The organism is Ketobacter sp. MCCC 1A13808 (assembly GCF_009746715.1).
In the GTDB taxonomy this organism is placed as follows: Bacteria; Pseudomonadota; Gammaproteobacteria; order Pseudomonadales; family Ketobacteraceae; genus Ketobacter.
Map to the genome: position 1 here is coordinate 177,447 of NZ_VRKW01000007.1, position 17,096 is coordinate 194,542.

15 protein-coding genes are annotated in these 17,096 nt (G+C 54.4%); 10 read left to right on the top strand and 5 right to left on the bottom strand.

All coding sequences use genetic code 11. The features are described 5' to 3' along the window. Positions 1-13: 13 nt before the first annotated feature. The 5 genes from FT643_RS14425 to FT643_RS14445 all read right to left on the bottom strand — a co-directional run bounded on the left by FT643_RS14425 (position 14) and on the right by FT643_RS14445 (position 7,650). Positions 14-178 carry a hypothetical protein gene (locus FT643_RS14425; protein ID WP_156872109.1) on the bottom strand — a complete coding sequence of 55 codons (165 nt, stop codon included), beginning with the start codon at positions 176-178 and terminating at the stop codon, positions 14-16. Positions 179-514: 336 nt separating this feature from the next. After that, positions 515-2,014: a protein adenylyltransferase SelO gene (locus FT643_RS14430; protein WP_156872110.1), complete on the bottom strand. Its 1,500-nt coding sequence runs from the start codon at positions 2,012-2,014 to the stop codon at positions 515-517. Between the two features lie 229 nt (positions 2,015-2,243). Then, entirely contained in the window at positions 2,244-3,821 is a 1,578-nt protein-coding gene (locus FT643_RS14435) for a general secretion pathway protein GspF (RefSeq protein WP_156872111.1), read from the bottom strand. Positions 3,822-3,831: 10 nt separating this feature from the next. Beyond that, positions 3,832-6,402 (bottom strand): LamG domain-containing protein, encoded by a 2,571-nt coding sequence (locus FT643_RS14440; RefSeq protein WP_156872112.1) that lies wholly within the window; start codon positions 6,400-6,402, stop codon positions 3,832-3,834. A 3-nt stretch (positions 6,403-6,405) separates the two neighbouring features. After that, positions 6,406-7,650: a hypothetical protein gene (locus FT643_RS14445; protein ID WP_156872113.1), complete on the bottom strand. Its 1,245-nt coding sequence runs from the start codon at positions 7,648-7,650 to the stop codon at positions 6,406-6,408. 439 nt (positions 7,651-8,089) lie between these two features. Here FT643_RS14445 and FT643_RS14450 point away from each other — a divergent pair, with 439 nt between their 5' ends. The 10 genes from FT643_RS14450 (at position 8,090) to rlmH (ending at position 17,084) form a co-directional block, all read left to right on the top strand. Beyond that, positions 8,090-10,786: an HzsA-related protein gene (locus tag FT643_RS14450; RefSeq protein WP_156872114.1), complete on the top strand. Its 2,697-nt coding sequence runs from the start codon at positions 8,090-8,092 to the stop codon at positions 10,784-10,786. 107 nt (positions 10,787-10,893) lie between these two features. Next, positions 10,894-11,634 carry an outer membrane beta-barrel protein gene (locus FT643_RS14455; RefSeq protein ID WP_198043554.1) on the top strand — a complete coding sequence of 247 codons (741 nt, stop codon included), beginning with the start codon at positions 10,894-10,896 and terminating at the stop codon, positions 11,632-11,634. Continuing rightward, positions 11,604-12,266: an outer membrane beta-barrel domain-containing protein gene (locus FT643_RS14460; protein WP_156872116.1), complete on the top strand. Its 663-nt coding sequence runs from the start codon at positions 11,604-11,606 to the stop codon at positions 12,264-12,266. The genes FT643_RS14455 and FT643_RS14460 overlap by 31 nt, the downstream gene beginning before the upstream one ends. Positions 12,267-12,347: 81 nt before the next feature. Then, positions 12,348-12,854: a TlpA family protein disulfide reductase gene (locus tag FT643_RS14465; protein ID WP_198043555.1), complete on the top strand. Its 507-nt coding sequence runs from the start codon at positions 12,348-12,350 to the stop codon at positions 12,852-12,854. A gap of 11 nt (positions 12,855-12,865) precedes the next feature. Beyond that, positions 12,866-13,096, top strand: coding sequence for a DUF4266 domain-containing protein (locus FT643_RS14470; RefSeq protein WP_156872117.1), 231 nt, complete (start codon positions 12,866-12,868; stop codon positions 13,094-13,096). Next, on the top strand, positions 13,083-14,240 hold the full coding sequence (locus tag FT643_RS14475) for a DUF3570 domain-containing protein (protein WP_317622037.1): 1,158 nt from the start codon (positions 13,083-13,085) through the stop codon (positions 14,238-14,240). The genes FT643_RS14470 and FT643_RS14475 overlap by 14 nt, the downstream gene beginning before the upstream one ends. 109 nt (positions 14,241-14,349) lie before the next feature. After that, positions 14,350-15,606, top strand: a complete 1,257-nt coding sequence (locus FT643_RS14480; RefSeq protein ID WP_156872187.1) for a glutamate-5-semialdehyde dehydrogenase — start codon at positions 14,350-14,352, stop codon at positions 15,604-15,606. After that, a complete protein-coding gene (gene nadD, locus FT643_RS14485) occupies positions 15,587-16,264 on the top strand; it encodes a nicotinate-nucleotide adenylyltransferase (RefSeq protein WP_156872188.1) in 678 nt (225 codons plus the stop codon). Before FT643_RS14480 ends, nadD begins: the two co-directional genes overlap by 20 nt. Continuing rightward, positions 16,257-16,604, top strand: coding sequence for a ribosome silencing factor (rsfS, locus tag FT643_RS14490; RefSeq protein WP_156872118.1), 348 nt, complete (start codon positions 16,257-16,259; stop codon positions 16,602-16,604). The genes nadD and rsfS overlap by 8 nt, the downstream gene beginning before the upstream one ends. 12 nt (positions 16,605-16,616) lie before the next feature. After that, positions 16,617-17,084 (top strand): 23S rRNA (pseudouridine(1915)-N(3))-methyltransferase RlmH, encoded by a 468-nt coding sequence (gene rlmH, locus FT643_RS14495; RefSeq protein WP_156872119.1) that lies wholly within the window; start codon positions 16,617-16,619, stop codon positions 17,082-17,084. Positions 17,085-17,096 lie beyond the last annotated feature (12 nt).

Below are 17,096 nucleotides of genomic sequence, written 5' to 3' on the forward strand. Positions count from 1 at the left end.
CAATTTATGTCCCTTAAAGGTGATAGTCAACACGAATAAGGCTTGCAAAGGCTAGCACATATTGGTACGTTTCGTCACATTCTTCGGTCAGTTCCTGCTGAGTAAAGCCAGCGCTCTTGCGCAACTGGGCAAGCTGAAGGCCGAATGAGGTCATCGCTTCATTAACGTGTTTAGCCATCCGCGGGCTCCGGCGGTTGAGGATGGCAGTTAGCGTAAACCCGGTTTTCGGTCATGCCTGTTGTACGAGGGCCGCTCATGACTTGGTATGTACAAACATCGTACATTGTCGTGACAACAAAAATCAACCCGAGTACATCCGGCTGGTACCGGCATCGTAACCAAGTTTTCGTATAGCCGACGATCTTACATTCACCCACTCAGTCATAGCGACTCCTTGTGAATTCTAAACAAGCGTCTTGATTTAACCGCAGAAAAACAGGCCGGTAATAAGTCCGGCCCTGCTTCCCAAAACCTCTAGAATATCAGTCAAGCCACAAGCGAAAAGTCTTCCTGACTATGTACCACAAAAAGTTTGCGTAACCCGCTGTTCCGCCATCGCAGGATCTGCATAACCCTTGTTGCCCGCGTCGAATTCAAACGGCTTTGCCAACACGTCCACCAGTTTATGAAAAGGCGCAAAATCCCCGACATTACCTGCTTGAATTGCCTGCTCCACCTGGTGATTTCGTGCAATAAAAACCGGGTTGTTCGCCAGCATGGCGATACCAATGTCGGTGGTGTGTTTGCCCTGGCCAGCGTCTAAAAGTTGCTGCCAACGCAGCACCCATGGCTGGAATTCAGCAGGCAACGGGTACAGTCCCGCGCTGTTAATCGCTTTTGCGCTTTCGGCGTTTCCATCCCAATCCAGCCAATCCGCCAACACTCTAAAACCCAGCGTGAAGTCAACGCTGTGCTTGGCCATTAACACCAATAAATCCGTTATTAGTTCGTCGGTTTCGTGATTCGCTTGAGCTATCCCCAGTTTGGCGCACATGCGTTGTTGATAGGCCGCTGAGTATTGATCGCCATAGGCGTCCAGTATCGGCTGTATTAGGGGTATTGCAGCGGCTTCGTCTTTATCCACCAGTGGCAGTAATGCTTGTGCCAGACACGCCAGATTCCAGTGACCAATCGCGGGCTGATTGCTGTAAGCATAACGGCCCTGGTGATCAATGGAGCTGAACACGGTGGAGGGGTGGTAATTTTCCATAAAGGCGCAAGGGCCATAGTCCACGGTTTCGCCGCTGATCAGCATGTTGTCGGTGTTCATTACGCCGTGGATAAAGCCAATCGATTGCCAGTGTGCAATCAGTTCGGCCTGTGCTTGAATCACCTGGGCCAACATGGATAGATAGGGGTTGTTGGCCTGGGCCGCCTCGGGATAGTGACGCGCGATCACGTGATCCGCCAGTTTGGTTAACGATTCCAGATCGTCGCGAGCGGCAAAATATTGAAAGGTACCCACCCGGATATGGCTGCGTGCCACCCGGGTTAATACAGCGCCGGGCAGCGCTTGTTCACGTATAACGGTTTCACCGGTGGTGACAGCGGCCAGACTTCTTGTGGTGCGCACACCCAGAGCTGCCATGAATTCACTGAGGATGTATTCCCGCAACACCGGCCCCAGTGGTGATCGGCCATCGCCGTTTCTTGAGTACGGTGTTATTCCGGAGCCCTTTAGTTGCAGATCGTAACGGTGGCCGTCTTGGCCGATGACTTCGCCCAACAGAATGGCTCTGCCGTCACCCAACCGGGGATTGAAGCCACCAAACTGGTGGCCCGCATAGGCGGTAGCGATGGGCTCTGCCCCTTGAGGAATTTTATTACCCGCCAGCACCGCGACGCCCTCTTCGCTTTCAAGTTGTTTGGGGTTGATATATAGCATCTCTGCCAACGCACTATTAATGCGAATCAATCCCGGTTGTTTCACTGGGGTGGGTAGTTGATTGGCAAACAGGGTGCTGGCTACACGCAGGTAGGTATTGTCAAAGGGAATGTTAACTGCATCATTCATTGCGGGAAATTCGCTTATCCGGGAGTAGTAAGCCTTACAGTATCACCGGACTTCGCTCAGGGCCACCCTGCGGATTTACGCGTCCAGGGCACCCGGTTGCGCGACGATGGCTGCCTTGTATAGACCAGAACGCCATCTGGTTATTGTGTACCATTCCTGCTTTTGGAAGACCCACGCAGAGGCGTTGGGTGTGATCAGGCGAGCGCTCGCACTCTCATTTTCACGACAACTAAATAACGCCACTCACGATCGACTGAAATACCGTGAGGCTGTCACGCATGGCGCTATTCCCCAGCCCCTGGGACGGGAACGCCGCACTGAAATTATTTTGCTCACCGTGCAACGCCATGTAATTCATTACCACGGTTTCCACCAGCAGGTTGGGATTATTGGCTGCGGGGCTGGACGAGGTATTCACCGAACCGTTGGCGCTGAACCAGCCCACTTGACGGCCCGGAACGGCGCCGGTCATGCCCGGACGACCGGACGGGTTATATACCAGGAAGAAGGAGGCCGCTGTCGATGAGTTGTCGCCGGTCCAGACGCCTTTGCCACGGCCATCCATGGAGTCGTCGATCATGCCGTTGCTGGCGACCGAACCGTCACTGAAAACATACAAAAACAAGGGCACACCGACGCGATGGGCGTATTCGATACAGGCGCCCATACAACGACCAGCTCGCAGATCACGGGTTTCCCCGGTGGAGCGATCCCCGGTGTGATAATCAAACCCGCCCATGGTGACCGTGCCGGCTCCGGCAAAACCGTTGACCACCATTTTCATGACAGAGGCAGTTTTTTGAAATTCGTTGTCATTGAATTCCGTGCTGGAAAAGATGCCCGACGCGCCCACAATATCGGGGTCACTGGCCGGGTCCAGCGTCGCTGGGTTGCCGTACCGATCCGCCAGATCTGCGCTTTTGATATAGCCGCAATTGACCATGTCGCGAATGACTTCGTCACGGCTAACGGTGCCAATGTTCTGCGCTGCCATTTTCTGTTCGCTAATGCGGGCAATGGATTCCATCACGTTCACAACGTCGGCCTGATCCAGCATGCCCACCAGTTTGCCGGTGTCCACCATGCCGGTGACATCACTGGGGCGATCCACTTTGGTGGGCCGCACCGAGGTGTCCATGAGCATGGGTGGAGACATGGAGTTACCACCGGATTCAGAGCTGCGGGAACCGATCAGGGTTAGTAACTCGCCATCCGCGCCGGCCCGCCAGATGCCGTACATAGGGTTATGGGGGTTATTGCCGGTGTCGTTGTCTGAGCGAGCGGGAATCACCGCGCCATCCACATTCGACAGCGCTCCGACTGAGGCTTTTTCGCGGATGCCCCGCCCGAAAGCACTGTCAGAGTGGAATAGCAACCCCATAGTGCGATCAATAAATTCGCTTACACCCGTACCGGGGTTGGTGATGCCCGGCACCATGTCGCCTGGCAACCCCATTTTGCTGTAGCCTGCCGTACTGATGAAATCTTCCTGGCCACCCTGCTGCCCCACTAACACATTGGAGCCCGCAATATTGGCACCCCCGGCCAAATCAAAACAGATGAATGGAATTTTACCCGCGCCCTGAACCGTAATACCGCAGCCATCACGCAGGCTGGCGATGTCACCTGCCAACGCCGCATACGCCTGGTTCGGGTTTGCAAACAGACCCAGAATGCCTGGCCCCAATACCCCCGCCGCACCGGTCATTAACCCCTGGCGAATAAAATCGCGCCGGGATTTTGGTAATGGGTGATCCGGATACAACAGCGGTGCATTGGGGTCGGTGTTCTTGAAGCGCTTTTTCATAAGGTTTTCCTCACTGCACCAATAAAGCGGCTGAGCCTAGGGTCGCGGCGCAGGTGGCTTTGACAATTTTCTGGGTATCGGTGGCATTTCCGGATGAATGCCGTGCAGCCAGTTCCATAATCAGGGCGTCCAGTTCATTTTTCATATCGATTTCATTGGGTTGCGAATCCATATTGCTTCCCACCACCCGCGCAAACAGCGGGTCGATGATGGCGTCCCGCTGCAAAGGCGTATTGAATGCAGCACTCACACCCAGATTAAAGTTAAGGACAAAACCAGGAAAGAAGCCATTCCGCAACACCGTGTCGTCCACCAGTTCGCTGCAATACTCAATAGCCATTTGCGCAACTGCCATTTGATTGGCGGAGACAAAGGTTTCAATCGAGGTGGACGTCGGTAACTGCTGTTTCACCGTTTGATAGGTGGATGTGACATTCGAATTGGTTTGCGGTACGCCCGTGATCACCGACATGGACGCCGTGACTTCTTCAAAATGGCGCAACCCGATAACCGGGGGCTGCTCGCCCGCAACCGGCACCGCGGCACTCACACTGCCCTCTATCCTTACGTTGTCGTGACTTCCCAGACGTTCAAAGGTCAGAAAGAATTCATCCGAATTGGAGCCGCCTTCCAATGGCAACACGGTGCCGATCGACGATAACACCTGACCGTTGGTTCCATACAAAGCATTTTCCAACGTGGTTTTTAATTGGGTATAAGCCTGTCCGGTGACCGGCTCCTTGCCGTTGATGCCGATGCGCATGCCTTCCAGAGGAATGCTGGTATAGCTGTCTTGCTCTGCATTGGTATCCGTTCCACTTTGGCGGATGCGATACAGGAAGGGCTGACTGAACAGATAGCTGTAGCTATCAAAAATACTGGTCTGGAACACCACATAGCTGGAGAAGCCGTCGTCGATATCCACCAGATCGGTCACGTTGAACAGCAGGTAGTATTTTTCCCCAACGCCGGCAGCGAAGTTTTTGGTGATGTCGTCCTGAGTCAGCGCCCGGTCGTACACCGCCACAAACCGCAGAATGCCTTCCCACTGATGATCGCCGGTGGTTTCATTACCCAGAATGAACGCAAAACTGTCATCCCAACCAGACAGACTGCCGCCGTCCACAGTGTCGGTATCGCCAGTCCAAGTTCCATTTACATAGATACGGCGACCCGCGATCGGATCAAACGTAATCACCACATGTTGGAGCGTGGCTTGCAGGTCTTCGTCGTCATCGGCGGTGGACAGTGCAACTTCGCCGTTGCCATCGGTGGTACCGCTGCGATGCAGGAAATTGTAGTTATAAAGTGTTTGCCCCAAGGTAAAATTGCGCTCGTCATTATTGGCAGAATAGGTAATGATCCGTGCCGGGCCTTCCTGAGTCACGTTGGCCGAAGCGACCCAGGCTTCCACAGAATAAGCACCGCTGACCTTGATCTTGTCGGACAGTTTTTTACTGGTAGCGGTGTTGGCTTGGGCCCGCCCGCCACTTTGAAACTGCAGGCCGTTACCACCCACCCAGGACACTCCGTTGTTCAGAGTTAATTGCATTTGTGGATTCACTCCGCTGCTGTCGCCCGCGATCAAGCCGGAGCCTTCCGAAAAATCCCACTTGGCAATCGCACCGGCGTCCACCCGGCCACCGCCACTGGCAGGAATACCGTCTTGCTCCAGAATCAACGCTTTGCTGGTGACCCAATCGGCGGGGATTTGGCTGGGCGACGGCACTCTGGATTCGAAATCTTTCACCTCAGTTAACATCTCGTACGCGCCGGATGCGCAACTGTTTCCACAGTTGTGAAATTCACTGCGCAAACGCACTACAAAGCGCGACAATGCATCCGGTAACGCACGGTTCAGCGCGCCGTCATCCAGATCAATTTTGCTGCGCGCCGCATCATAGGCTTCGTTCAAATCGTCACTGGCAAAATACGGTTGTTGCGGTGTAGCCGAGCCGGAGGCATGACAACCAGTACACCCATAATCCGAAAATAAAGGGTAAACCGTTGCCCCAAATGCCGAAACCACGGTGCTGTAATCCGATGCTCCGGCAACGGGTAATTGTTTGGTTACCGTGATTTCATGGTCCAGCGGGGCGCGTAATTCGATAACCGTACTGCCGGAGTTTCCGCTACCGGTCCAGGCTTCTATAGCCCGAGTCATTTCGGTGGCACAGACCGCGGTACTGGCACTCCAGCAGTTATGACCACTGCCGACTTTTGCCACAATGGCCGAAGCAGACGGGTTGTCCAGATCGACAATAGAGAGCGCCTGGGTATAGGCCTGGTTCACATTGTCCTCACGTACAAACTGAGGTGCCTGACCGCCCGTGTTGTGACAGGAGCCACATCGATTGTCGGATCGGTACTGATCAAAGAAGCTGGTTTTGAAGCGCAAAATATCGGCGGTTTCGGGCACCGGGCCAGTATAGGGTCCGGCAGTGGAGGCGTCCGATCCCGGTGTGTTATCCGAGATGCCGTTCCGGTCAACATTTTCCTGAGTGCCGGCTCCCCCGCCGCAACCGGACAGGATGAAAACAGCAGCGATGACCAGTGTTGCGAGCGTTCTGAAAATAATCATCGCTTAGTCTCCCCGGCAATAGGCGGCCGATTCGGAGAACACGCCTTTGAGGTTGTAGTTATTGCCCTGAAAAGCGGACACCATGGAAGACACCTGACTGTGATCATGACTGGTGGCAGGCTCGTGCAGGCACACCGTTTCAAAGACCTGCTTAACCTTGCATTCGGCGAAGGCATCACTGTGCGCCAACTCCATACCCAGCGTTTTGGCACCACGGCAACTGCCGGAGCTGCAGCCGCTTACGCCGTAATTAATGGCATTATCCCAGCCCAGAACGGCATTTTGCCCCTCACGCCAGTAGTTATCCCAACGATCGTCCGGGGTAACATAGCCGTAGCGAAAGTTATCGGCGTTGATCCTGTATTTGCCCTGCACCTGGCCCGGCGTGTATTGCAGCTGGCCTTCGGCGGAGCCTTCCTCACCACTCCATTCGTAGTACGCAAAGGCTTGCGCCATCGGGTCCATACCCGCATGACAACCCACACAACTGTTCATAAAAATACGGCTATCGCCACCGGGACTGCGGGAAACATCCTGCCGCACCCGGTCCGGCGAACGGCTGATGTCTTTGACCTGCTCCAGGTCATTGCACATGAAATTCATCAGGGTAAAACGAAACATGGCGCGATTGGTGCCCGCCACGAAAAAGGCATGTGCGGCTGCTCGTGTGGTCATTACACCGGCAGTAGCAGCGGCAGGCAGACCGGTTACGCTGGATTGGGCTTCCCGCCGTAACACGGCACTGTCGCCCAAATCCGCGCCGCTGGCTTCCAGATCAATGTAGTGTTGATTGCCCGCAACCGAATAAGGGGTCAGAGTGCTGTCCGCGCCCACATAGATGACATCGCCGTACAGCACTTCACGAAAATCACCGCCATCCCGCACCAAACCGATAACGGTGGCAGTAAAGTCGTTCAGGTCGGCAAATTGGGTTTGTTCTTCATTGGTCCAGGGTGTGACCATATTTTTCAGGGTGACGTTATAAAAGCTGGGAGAGTCAAATGCCAGCTCCGCAGCCTGGATCGCCAATGCTTCGCTGTCGGTCACGTTGTCGCGGTTTACATCCATGATGTCCAGCATGGCTTCAAGCTGAATGGCCGTGGGCGGTACTCCTGCGATGCGGTCATACATACGCTTCGCCTGATCACGAGCCCCGGCATGCACGGAGGTGCCCGCCAGCAGGGAGGTCACGCCCAACATGACCAGACCCACTTTTAATACAAACGAAACGCTGTTGTGTTTTCCCATGAAACTGTACCTGTCATTCCCAAACTACTGCCCCGGAGAAAAATTCCACGCACTGCAAAGCAGGCCGGAAAAAGCCAAATCCATTGGAATTAAAATGTGTCCACACTGGTTCTACTCTGAGAACTCTATCGGCACCTGTATTGGCACCTGAACTCGCTGATCGCGAACTGCCCTGGTGAATATAGGTTCAGTGTAAACAGCAATCGACTGGTTGATACGTGAACACCATCCCAATCCGATAAACAGTGCGGTTAATTTTGTTCACTCTGTGAAGCAGTCCAAATTTTGACCAGTAAATTGCAGACCGCGCGCCAAGTTGCGCTATGAGCGCTGCCCCTATCCCCACACTGACCTACACTGAGATTGAAGAGTTAAGCCAAACGACTGGTCAGCGATAACGACGTCTGCGCTGCCAGCAGTCTTATGATGGAATAAGAAAATGAAAATCTATTCGCTGAGCGCCGGAAAAGCGAAGCAAGCCCGATTAAAAACGAAAGCGGTTTTGGCGTTTGTCCTGAGCCTGATGCTTGCCACGCTTTATGGTTGTGGCAGCGACGAGCGTTTACCCGGCAGCGAAACAGCCGGGGAAAGCGACCCGCTCGCCGCGGGCACCCCCATGTTTTATGTTCAGCGCCTGATCAGCGAAGAAACCGACCAACTCAATGATCCGTTGCGCTTTGTGGGTTCAGCCCGCCTGATGATGAAAGAGCGCGCCAGTCAGAACGCAAAAGAAACCAACCTGAGTGGACGTGTTTACAGCGGGAATTACGACGTGCGGGATCTGGATGTGTCTTCTGATGGCCAGTTTGTGTTGTTTTCCATGCGCGCGCCCCAGCTGGAAAACGCCGATGAAGAAGAACAGCCTACCTGGAATATCTGGGAATATGACGTTGAAAACGATGCATTGCGCAGAGTCATTCCCGATGACATTACCGCCGAGCGGGGTCACGACATTACGCCCCGCTACCTGCCCACCGGCGATATTGTGTTCGCATCCACCCGCCAGCAAAAAACCAGAGCCGTGTTACTGGACGAAGGAAAACCGGCCTTTGCCAACCGGGAAGAGAGCGGGCGACAAGCCGCACTCAGTCTGCATGTGATGGAAGAAGACGGCAGCAGCATCCGCCAGATCACGTTTAACATGAGCCACGACTTTTATCCCGTTGTGACCCTAGACGGTCGCATTGTCTACAGCCGTTGGGACCGCTACGCACGCAACGCCGTAAGCCTGTATCGTACCAATGCCGACGGCACTGGCAACGAATTATTATACGGTTTGCATAGCCACGACAGCGGCCATAATGATTCCGACCTGCATTTTGTAAAAGCCGACATTCTGCCGGATGGCAGCTTGTACGTTTTGGCCCGCCCCATGAACAGCACCAGCAACGGCGGCGATTTTATTACCATCGACGTCGACAGTTACATCGACAACTACACCCCCACCGCCACCACCAATGGCAACGGGCCTGCGCAAACCAGCATTACCGATCACGTAGTGGAAACCGATAACCCCCTGTCACCCGGCGGCTACTACTCCGCTTATTTTGCCCTGTGGGATGATACCAGCCGCGCGCTCACCAGCTGGAACCAATGCCGGGTGCATCTGGACAGTAAAACGCTACCCTGCCTGGCGGACAACCTGGACGACCCGGCGGCCACAGCGCCAGCGCCTATGTACAATGTCTGGATGGTGGATTACGACAATAAAACCCAGGTGCCGGTGTTGAAAGGCGAACCGGGTTTTTACTTCAGCGATCTGGCAATGGCCACGCCCAAAGAGGTGCCGCAACCGTATTACGACGACGATTCCCTGACCGGTGTCACCGACGGCAAAATTTCCGCGGCCACCTATATAGAATTGAAAGACGCCCAGAATGAAGAAGCCGTGATCCATATTCGCAATGTTTACGAAACCGACGGTTGGGTACACGCAAGCTATCCGAATTGGTCAAACCCGTCGGTGAGCAATGCCGAGGACCGCCCTGCCCGTTTCCTAAGAGTGATTAAGGGTGCTTACGAGCCGCCACGGAATGTGAAACAACCCGCCAACGGCTCGTTTGGTCTGTCCAATACACAACGCATGAAAGAGATCATCGGTTACGCCCCTATTGAACCCGATGGTTCTGTTAAAGTGCGAGTGCCTGCCAACGTGCCTTTGATGATCAGCGTCACCGACAAAGACGGCAAACGGCTGAACGGGCGACACCAGAATTGGATTAGCCTGCGACCGGGGGAAGTACTGGAGTGCAAGGGCTGCCACAGTCGCAACAGCACTGCCCCCCACGGCCGCTACGACGCTCAGGCAGACAGCACCAATCAAGGCCTGCCTGCGGGCTCGTCCTATCCCGGCGCGGATCCGGCGATCACTGCACCCTTTGACTACGCCACCATGGCGGAGGCCAAAGCCGCTACCACCATGGACAGACCCGAAGACAGCATGATCCTCAACCCCGATCTAATCTATGTGGACACCTGGAGGGCCGGCTCGACGCCGGACGCCAGCCTGATGCTACAATACAGCGACATGCTGTCCAGTGCCGATACCAGCTTTTACACCGCCCCCGCCAATACCAACTGCAACCCCTGGAACGCGCGCTGCCGCATCACGATTCATTACCAGGAGCATATCCAGCCGTTGTGGGAATACCCACGCGACAATCTCGCCAGCGACGGCAACCCGGCCACCTGTATTCGCTGCCATAACCGCACCACGGGCTCAGGCAACCCCCGCATCCCCTCTGCCAATCTGGAATTAACCGGCGAAGTGGACGGCACCAACGGGGTCCGCAATCGTGCCTATATCGATTTGTTTTTTGCCGATGTGGAGATGGTGGCCGATGGCAGTGGTGGCGTCACCGACTGCACCCAGGAGGAACCACGCCTGGATGAAAACGGCGATCCGGTACTGGATAACATGAACAACCCGATAACCGACACCGTTTTGTGTCCACCTACCCTTGCGCCGGTAATGAGTTCCGCGGGGGCAATGAGCTCCCCGGGCTTCTTCGATAAATTCGAAGCCGGAGCCAGCCACGATGGCTATATGACCCCAGGAGAACTAAGGTTAATTGCGGAATGGCTGGATATTGGTGGCCAATACTACAATAATCATTTCGACGCCCCCGATAATTAGAGAAGTAGAACACATGTGGTGGGTAGCTGAGTACCCCGCAATACTATAGAATGACGCCCCACTTAGGCCAATATATACACTTTATAAGAAGGCATTCCAGCCCCCACATGACTGTCCGGATACTATTAATTGTTTTAGTTTTCTGTAGTTTGAGCATCCGCAATGTACAGGCTACCGAATACCCCTCCGTCAAGGTCGCCGAACCCTATCTGGACTTACGTACAGGCCCGGGGCGCGGCTACCCGGTCACTCAGATTGTGGAACGGGGCGACTGGGTTGAAGTTATGGTACGTCGCACGGACTGGCTCAAAGTCCGCACGGCCAAAGGCTTTACCGGTTGGGCCCATCAGAATGACATCGCTAGAACGGTCAGCCCCGACGGCGAAGCCACCCAAATTGCCACCGTCAGCGCCGACGATTTCGCGCACCGCCGCTGGGAAACCGGGTTCAAAGTAGGGTCGTTTAGCGGCGCCCGCACCAGCGATCTGTATCTGGGTTATTATTTCACCGACAATTTGTCCGTAGAGGGCACCCTGGGCGAAGCCTATGGCACCTCTGTTGATTTCAATTTCCTTAATATCAGCCTGACCCACCAGCCCTGGCCGGAGTGGCGATACTCGCCCTACCTGACCCTCGGCGGTGGTATAAAAAACACCAGCTATAGCAAAACTGCGATACAGGTCAGCGACCGTATCGACGAGACACTCCATGCTGGCCTGGGGCTACGGGTTTATTTGACCAGACACCTTATGGTTCGGGGAGAATACAGAAGTGTTATGATTTTAACCGAACAAGCTAAAAACGAAGAGAGCGACGAATGGACAATAGGACTATCCGCCTTTTTCTGACGGCATCATTACTGGCATTGCTCAGTTGCAGTCAGATCAGCTTTGCGGAAGAAGGTATCCTTCAGGAACCACCCGTAATAGACCCTCAAGTGGTTCGCCTGAACCTGAATGAGGCAGACATCGACGATGAAAACTTCGAGGTGGGTGCCTATTTGGGTCTGATCAGCATAGAGAACTTCGGAACCGATGCGTTCTGGGGCTTGCAGGGTGCCTGGCATGTAACAGAAGATCTGTTCTTTCAGGCGCAATACGGCCAAACCCAGGTGGGCAATACGCCGGTTGAGGATTTTGCTGACCTGAACCTGGTGACCCGCAGCGAACGGGATTTTATTTTCTATAACCTGTCCATGGGCATCAATGTCCTGCCGGGTGAAGTGTTCATCACCGATAAGTTAGCCCTCAATACCGCAGTCTATGTATTGGCGGGCGGCGGCTCTCTTGAATTTCTGGGCGAAAAAGACTTTGCGTTGAACCTGGGTTTCGGACTGCGGGTAATTGCCAGCGATTCGTTCGCTATGCATATCACGTTTCAAGACCTGATCACCGACAAACCCGCCATTCTCAACCCGCTGGGTCGAGAGGGTACAGCGCACCACCTGCAATACACCGCAGCTCTGACTTACTTTTTTTGATCCGTTTGGATCCGGCCGCCAGGTTTGTTTCAGCACGGTTTTATCAATTGGGGGGCAAGATGATAACGAGGGTTCAAAATCATGGTTAAACATCGTTTCATGCAATTTAGCGTTGCCATTGTCGTTGCTCTGTTCAGCGCCTCCCTATTCGCCAAATCCGAAAGTTTGTCGGGACCCGCACCGGACTTCAGCCTGCCCACCGGAAAAGATAAAACCCTGGCGCTCTCCGAGCTGAAAGGGGATGTGGTGATGATTAATTTCTGGGCTTCCTGGTGCGGCCCCTGCCGTGAAGAAATGCCGCTGCTCCAAGACCTGTATCAAAAATACAAAAAGCTGGGTTTTACTGTCTATGGAGTCAATGTCGACTTCAAACCGAAAGATGCTGAGGCGTTACTGGAATCCGCCAAAGTCACCTTCCCCATCGGCTACGACAGCAAAAATAAAATCAGCGAACTCTATAAGATCGATTCCATGCCCAGCACCATTATGGTAGACCGGAAAGGCAACATGCGATTTTTACACCGCGGCTATAAGCCGGGTTATGAGCAGGATTACGAAAAACAAATCAGACAACTGATACGGGAATGATATAAGAACCCATGAAGAAACCGATTGCGGTATGTATGCTGATATTGGCGTTCGGGGCGATCACCGGTTGTGAAACCGTGAAGCCCTGGGTCAAACCCTATGAGCGTAACAATCTGGCAGACCCCATAATGAGCTTTGGTCGCGATCCCATTGAGAGCAGTTTCATGCATCATGTCTATCAAGCACGTGAAGGCGCACGCGGCGCAGAAGGCGGTGGTGGAGGCGGTTGTGGTTGTAACTAACAACAAGTCCGGATTCCCGATACGCTGGCTTGGGCTGCTGTGCTGTTTGTTGGCACCGATGGCCTGGTCCGCCGTTTTGCCGGAAGACCGCGCAGATCTGATGTACCACAGCTACGATGGCGGCGGCGTCACCATAGATGGCCCCGCTGTTCTGGTGCGCAAGAGTGTACGCAAAGACGTTTCCCTGTCGGCGCAGTATTACGTCGACCAGATTTCCGGCGCATCCATTGATGTCGAGAGCACGGCCAGCGCCTACAGCGAAGAGCGCACCCAATACGACCTCAGCGCCGATTACCTGCTCAATAAAACCATCATCACCGCTGGCTTGAGTAACAGTACCGAAAATGATTATGACGCCGACACCTATTTTGTCGGCGTCAGCCAGGATTTTTTTGGCGACCTCAGCACCCTGAGTATCAACTACGCTTATGGCGATGACAGTGTCGGCAAAAGCACCGATGCTACGTTCCAGGAAGACATTCGCCGCCACAGCTATCAGGTTACCTGGACCCAGGTGATGACCAAGAACCTGCTGATGGGTTTTTCCTACCAAGCCATTACCGATCAGGGCTATCTGAACAACCCTTACCGTTCGTTCCGCTATATAGACAACACGGTGCCCAAAGGTTACAGCTACGCCCCGGAGATCTATCCGGAAACCCGTACCACCCAGGCATTGGCCATCCGTGGCAAATATTTCCTGCCCTACCGCGCGGCGCTTAATTTCGAATACCGCTCATTCCGGGATACCTGGGATATTGATGCCTACAACCTTGATCTGGGTTACACACACCCGCTTGGCGACCGATGGATTTTCGATATTCATTTCCGTATTTACGAGCAAGGTGAGGCGGAATTTTACAGCGACTTGTTCCCCCGTATCGACTCCCAGAACTACATGGCACGGGATAAGGAGCTGTCGGAGTTTTCCAGCAATACCGTTGGCGTTAAAGTGAGCTACGAATTTGATACCCGCTGGGCATCCTGGATTGACCGTGGTACTGCCAATATTGCCTGGGATTTAATCAGTTACGACTACGACAACTTCCGCAATGTCCTGGCAACCGGTTACGCCGCTGGCCAGGAGCCCGAGTACAGCTTCGACGCGACTGTGATCCGCCTGTTCGTATCGGCCTGGTTCTAACCTTGGCGTCCCTGAATCCTTCATTATGCCCCTGCATGGCAGTGCGTACGCAATCTGGGTATAATGAAGGGCTTATCATTTGAATTTCACACTGCAGGTTCCCGATTCCATGGAAGTCAAAGCCTACATGGCCCGACTGGGTCAACAGGCGCGTGCCGCATCACGCCAGATGGCAAGAGCGAATACCGGCGCCAAGAACAGCGCATTGCTGGCCATTGCCGACGCCATTCAGTCTTCACGCGATGCCCTCATGGCCGCCAACAAAACCGACCTTGAGAATGGCCGTAACAACGGCCTGGAAGCCGCCTTGCTGGATCGCCTGGAACTGACCCCGGCCCGTATCGACAACATGATCGAAGGCCTGCACCAGGTGGCCGCCCTGCCCGATCCCGTGGGCGAAATCACCGATATGAAATACCGTCCCTCCGGCATTCAGGTGGGAAAAATGCGCGTACCGTTGGGCGTCATCGGCATCATCTATGAATCCCGCCCCAACGTAACCGTTGAAGCCGCCAGCCTGTGCCTCAAATCCGGTAACGCCACAATCCTGCGCGGTGGATCAGAAGCCATAAACAGCAACCAGGCCATCGCCCGCTGCATCAGTCAAGGCATGGAGCAAGCCGGCCTTCCCGCCGCCGCTGTGCAGGTGCTGGAAATCACCGACCGTGCCGCCGTTGGCGAACTCATCACCCTGCCCGAATACGTCGACGTGATCGTCCCCCGTGGCGGTAAAGGCCTGATTGAACGCATCAGCAAAGACGCTCGCGTTCCGGTGATCAAACACCTGGATGGCATCTGCCATGTCTATATCGACGCAGAAGCCGACCCCGAGAAAGCCATTAATATCGCGGTGAATGCAAAAACACATCGTTACGGTGTGTGCAACGCGATGGAAACCCTGCTGGTTCACGAAACCGTGGCCGACCTGATTTTGCCAAAACTGGCAGAGCGCTATGCCGAACACGCAGTTGAGCTGCGCGGCTGCGAACAGACCCGCCGGATTCTGCCCGACTGCACTGCGGCAACAGAAGACGACTGGCATACGGAATACCTGGCACCGATTTTAGCGATTCGTGTGGTGGCGGATTTGGATGCAGCCATTGACCATATCAACACCTACAGCTCGCAGCACACTGACACCATTGTCACCGAAAATTACACCCTGGCGCGGCGCTTTCTGACTGAAGTGGATTCCAGTTCGGTCATGGTCAATGCCTCTACCCGCTTTGCCGATGGTTTTGAGTACGGTCTGGGGGCCGAGATCGGCATATCCACGGATAAAATCCATGCCCGCGGCCCGGTCGGCCTTGATGGCTTAACTTCGCAAAAATACGTAGTGTTGGGTGATGGACAAATCCGCGTCTAACGCTACCGGCGTTCTGGGCGGCACGTTCGACCCGATTCACACCGGACATTTACGCCTGGCATGGGAAGCCAAATCCCGCCTGGGGCTGGATTTTGTACGGCTCATTCCCTGCCATATGCCCACCCATCGGGAAAGCCCGGACAGCACCGCCAAGCATCGCCTAACGATGGCTGAATTGGCCTGTATCGGAGTACCGGGATTTGAGGTGGATAATTGGGAAATTACCCGCAATGAACCCTCCTATAGCATCACCACACTGATCCATATCCGCGATCAGATCGGTGCCAATGCCCCGCTGGTGTTTATTATGGGGATGGACGCCTTCAATCAATTTTGTAGCTGGCATCAGTGGCAGCGTATTCTGGAGCTGGCCCATCTTTGGGTGGCACACCGGCCCGGCAATAAACTGCCGGAAGACGACTCCACCGAGTACCAGCTGTTGCAGCAACTCCAGGCACCGGCCGATGAGCTGAAGAAAAGTGCCGGTGGGCGCATCTACGTACACGAAACGACGGCGCTGGACATCTCTGCGACCAAACTGAGGCAACAGATTGCGGAAGGAATTACGCCCCGATTCCTTTTACCTGACGCAGTTTGGGCCTATATTCAGCAAAACAAACTTTACGGATACAGGAACGGCAACCGATCTAATGACTGATCCCCAAACATTAAAAGACATAGCGATAAACGCCCTGGACGACATGAAAGCCAAAGATATCGTGATCCTGGACGTTAAACCGCTCACCAGCATTGCCGACATTATGATCGTCGCCAGTGGCACCTCCAACCGGCATGTTAAGTCGATTGCCGAGAACGTACGCGAGAAAGTCAAACACGCCGGTCTCACCCCCATCGGTATCGAAGGCGAAGAAGCCGCCGAATGGGTGTTGGTGGATCTGGGCGACATCATCGTTCATATTATGCTGCCGGACACCCGCCGCTTTTACGATCTGGAAAAGCTCTGGAGCATGTCTCCCGACAATCAAGGACAAGGCTGACCCGATATCGGAATGCGCATTCGCCTGATCGCAGTGGGAACAAAAATGCCCGCCTGGGTAGACCAGGGATTCAATGAATACCAAAAGCGGCTAAACCAGGATCTGACACTGGAGCTGACGGAAATCGCTGCGGGCAAGCGGGGCAAAAATGCCGACCTGGCGCGAATCACCGAAAAAGAAGGACAGCAAATGCTCGCGGCAATCCATCCGCAAGATCATGTTATTACACTGGATGTACCCGGCAAACCGCACTCCACCGAATCCCTGTCTGAACGCCTCGAACTCCTTATGCACAGCGGCAAACACATTTCGCTGTTAATCGGGGGGCCGGAAGGCTTATCAACCCGATGTCGCCAGGCGGCGCAGGAAAGCTGGTCATTATCGGCGCTCACCCTACCCCATCCGCTGGTACGAATTTTAGTGGCTGAACAACTTTATCGGGCCTGGTCGATTCTGAAAGGCCACCCTTACCACAGGTAACCGCACGGTTCA

Coding starts and splice junctions, on each gene's coding strand:
- FT643_RS14425 (WP_156872109.1), bottom strand. CDS start 178: ATGGCTAAACACGTTAATGAAGCGATGACCTCATTCGGCCTTCAGCTT.
- FT643_RS14430 (WP_156872110.1), bottom strand. CDS start 2,014: ATGAATGATGCAGTTAACATTCCCTTTGACAATACCTACCTGCGTGTA.
- FT643_RS14435 (WP_156872111.1), bottom strand. CDS start 3,821: ATGAAAAAGCGCTTCAAGAACACCGACCCCAATGCACCGCTGTTGTAT.
- FT643_RS14440 (WP_156872112.1), bottom strand. CDS start 6,402: ATGATTATTTTCAGAACGCTCGCAACACTGGTCATCGCTGCTGTTTTC.
- FT643_RS14445 (WP_156872113.1), bottom strand. CDS start 7,650: ATGGGAAAACACAACAGCGTTTCGTTTGTATTAAAAGTGGGTCTGGTC.
- FT643_RS14450 (WP_156872114.1), top strand. CDS start 8,090: ATGAAAATCTATTCGCTGAGCGCCGGAAAAGCGAAGCAAGCCCGATTA.
- FT643_RS14455 (WP_198043554.1), top strand. CDS start 10,894: ATGACTGTCCGGATACTATTAATTGTTTTAGTTTTCTGTAGTTTGAGC.
- FT643_RS14460 (WP_156872116.1), top strand. CDS start 11,604: ATGGACAATAGGACTATCCGCCTTTTTCTGACGGCATCATTACTGGCA.
- FT643_RS14465 (WP_198043555.1), top strand. CDS start 12,348: ATGGTTAAACATCGTTTCATGCAATTTAGCGTTGCCATTGTCGTTGCT.
- FT643_RS14470 (WP_156872117.1), top strand. CDS start 12,866: ATGAAGAAACCGATTGCGGTATGTATGCTGATATTGGCGTTCGGGGCG.
- FT643_RS14480 (WP_156872187.1), top strand. CDS start 14,350: ATGGAAGTCAAAGCCTACATGGCCCGACTGGGTCAACAGGCGCGTGCC.
- nadD (WP_156872188.1), top strand. CDS start 15,587: ATGGACAAATCCGCGTCTAACGCTACCGGCGTTCTGGGCGGCACGTTC.
- rsfS (WP_156872118.1), top strand. CDS start 16,257: ATGACTGATCCCCAAACATTAAAAGACATAGCGATAAACGCCCTGGAC.
- rlmH (WP_156872119.1), top strand. CDS start 16,617: ATGCGCATTCGCCTGATCGCAGTGGGAACAAAAATGCCCGCCTGGGTA.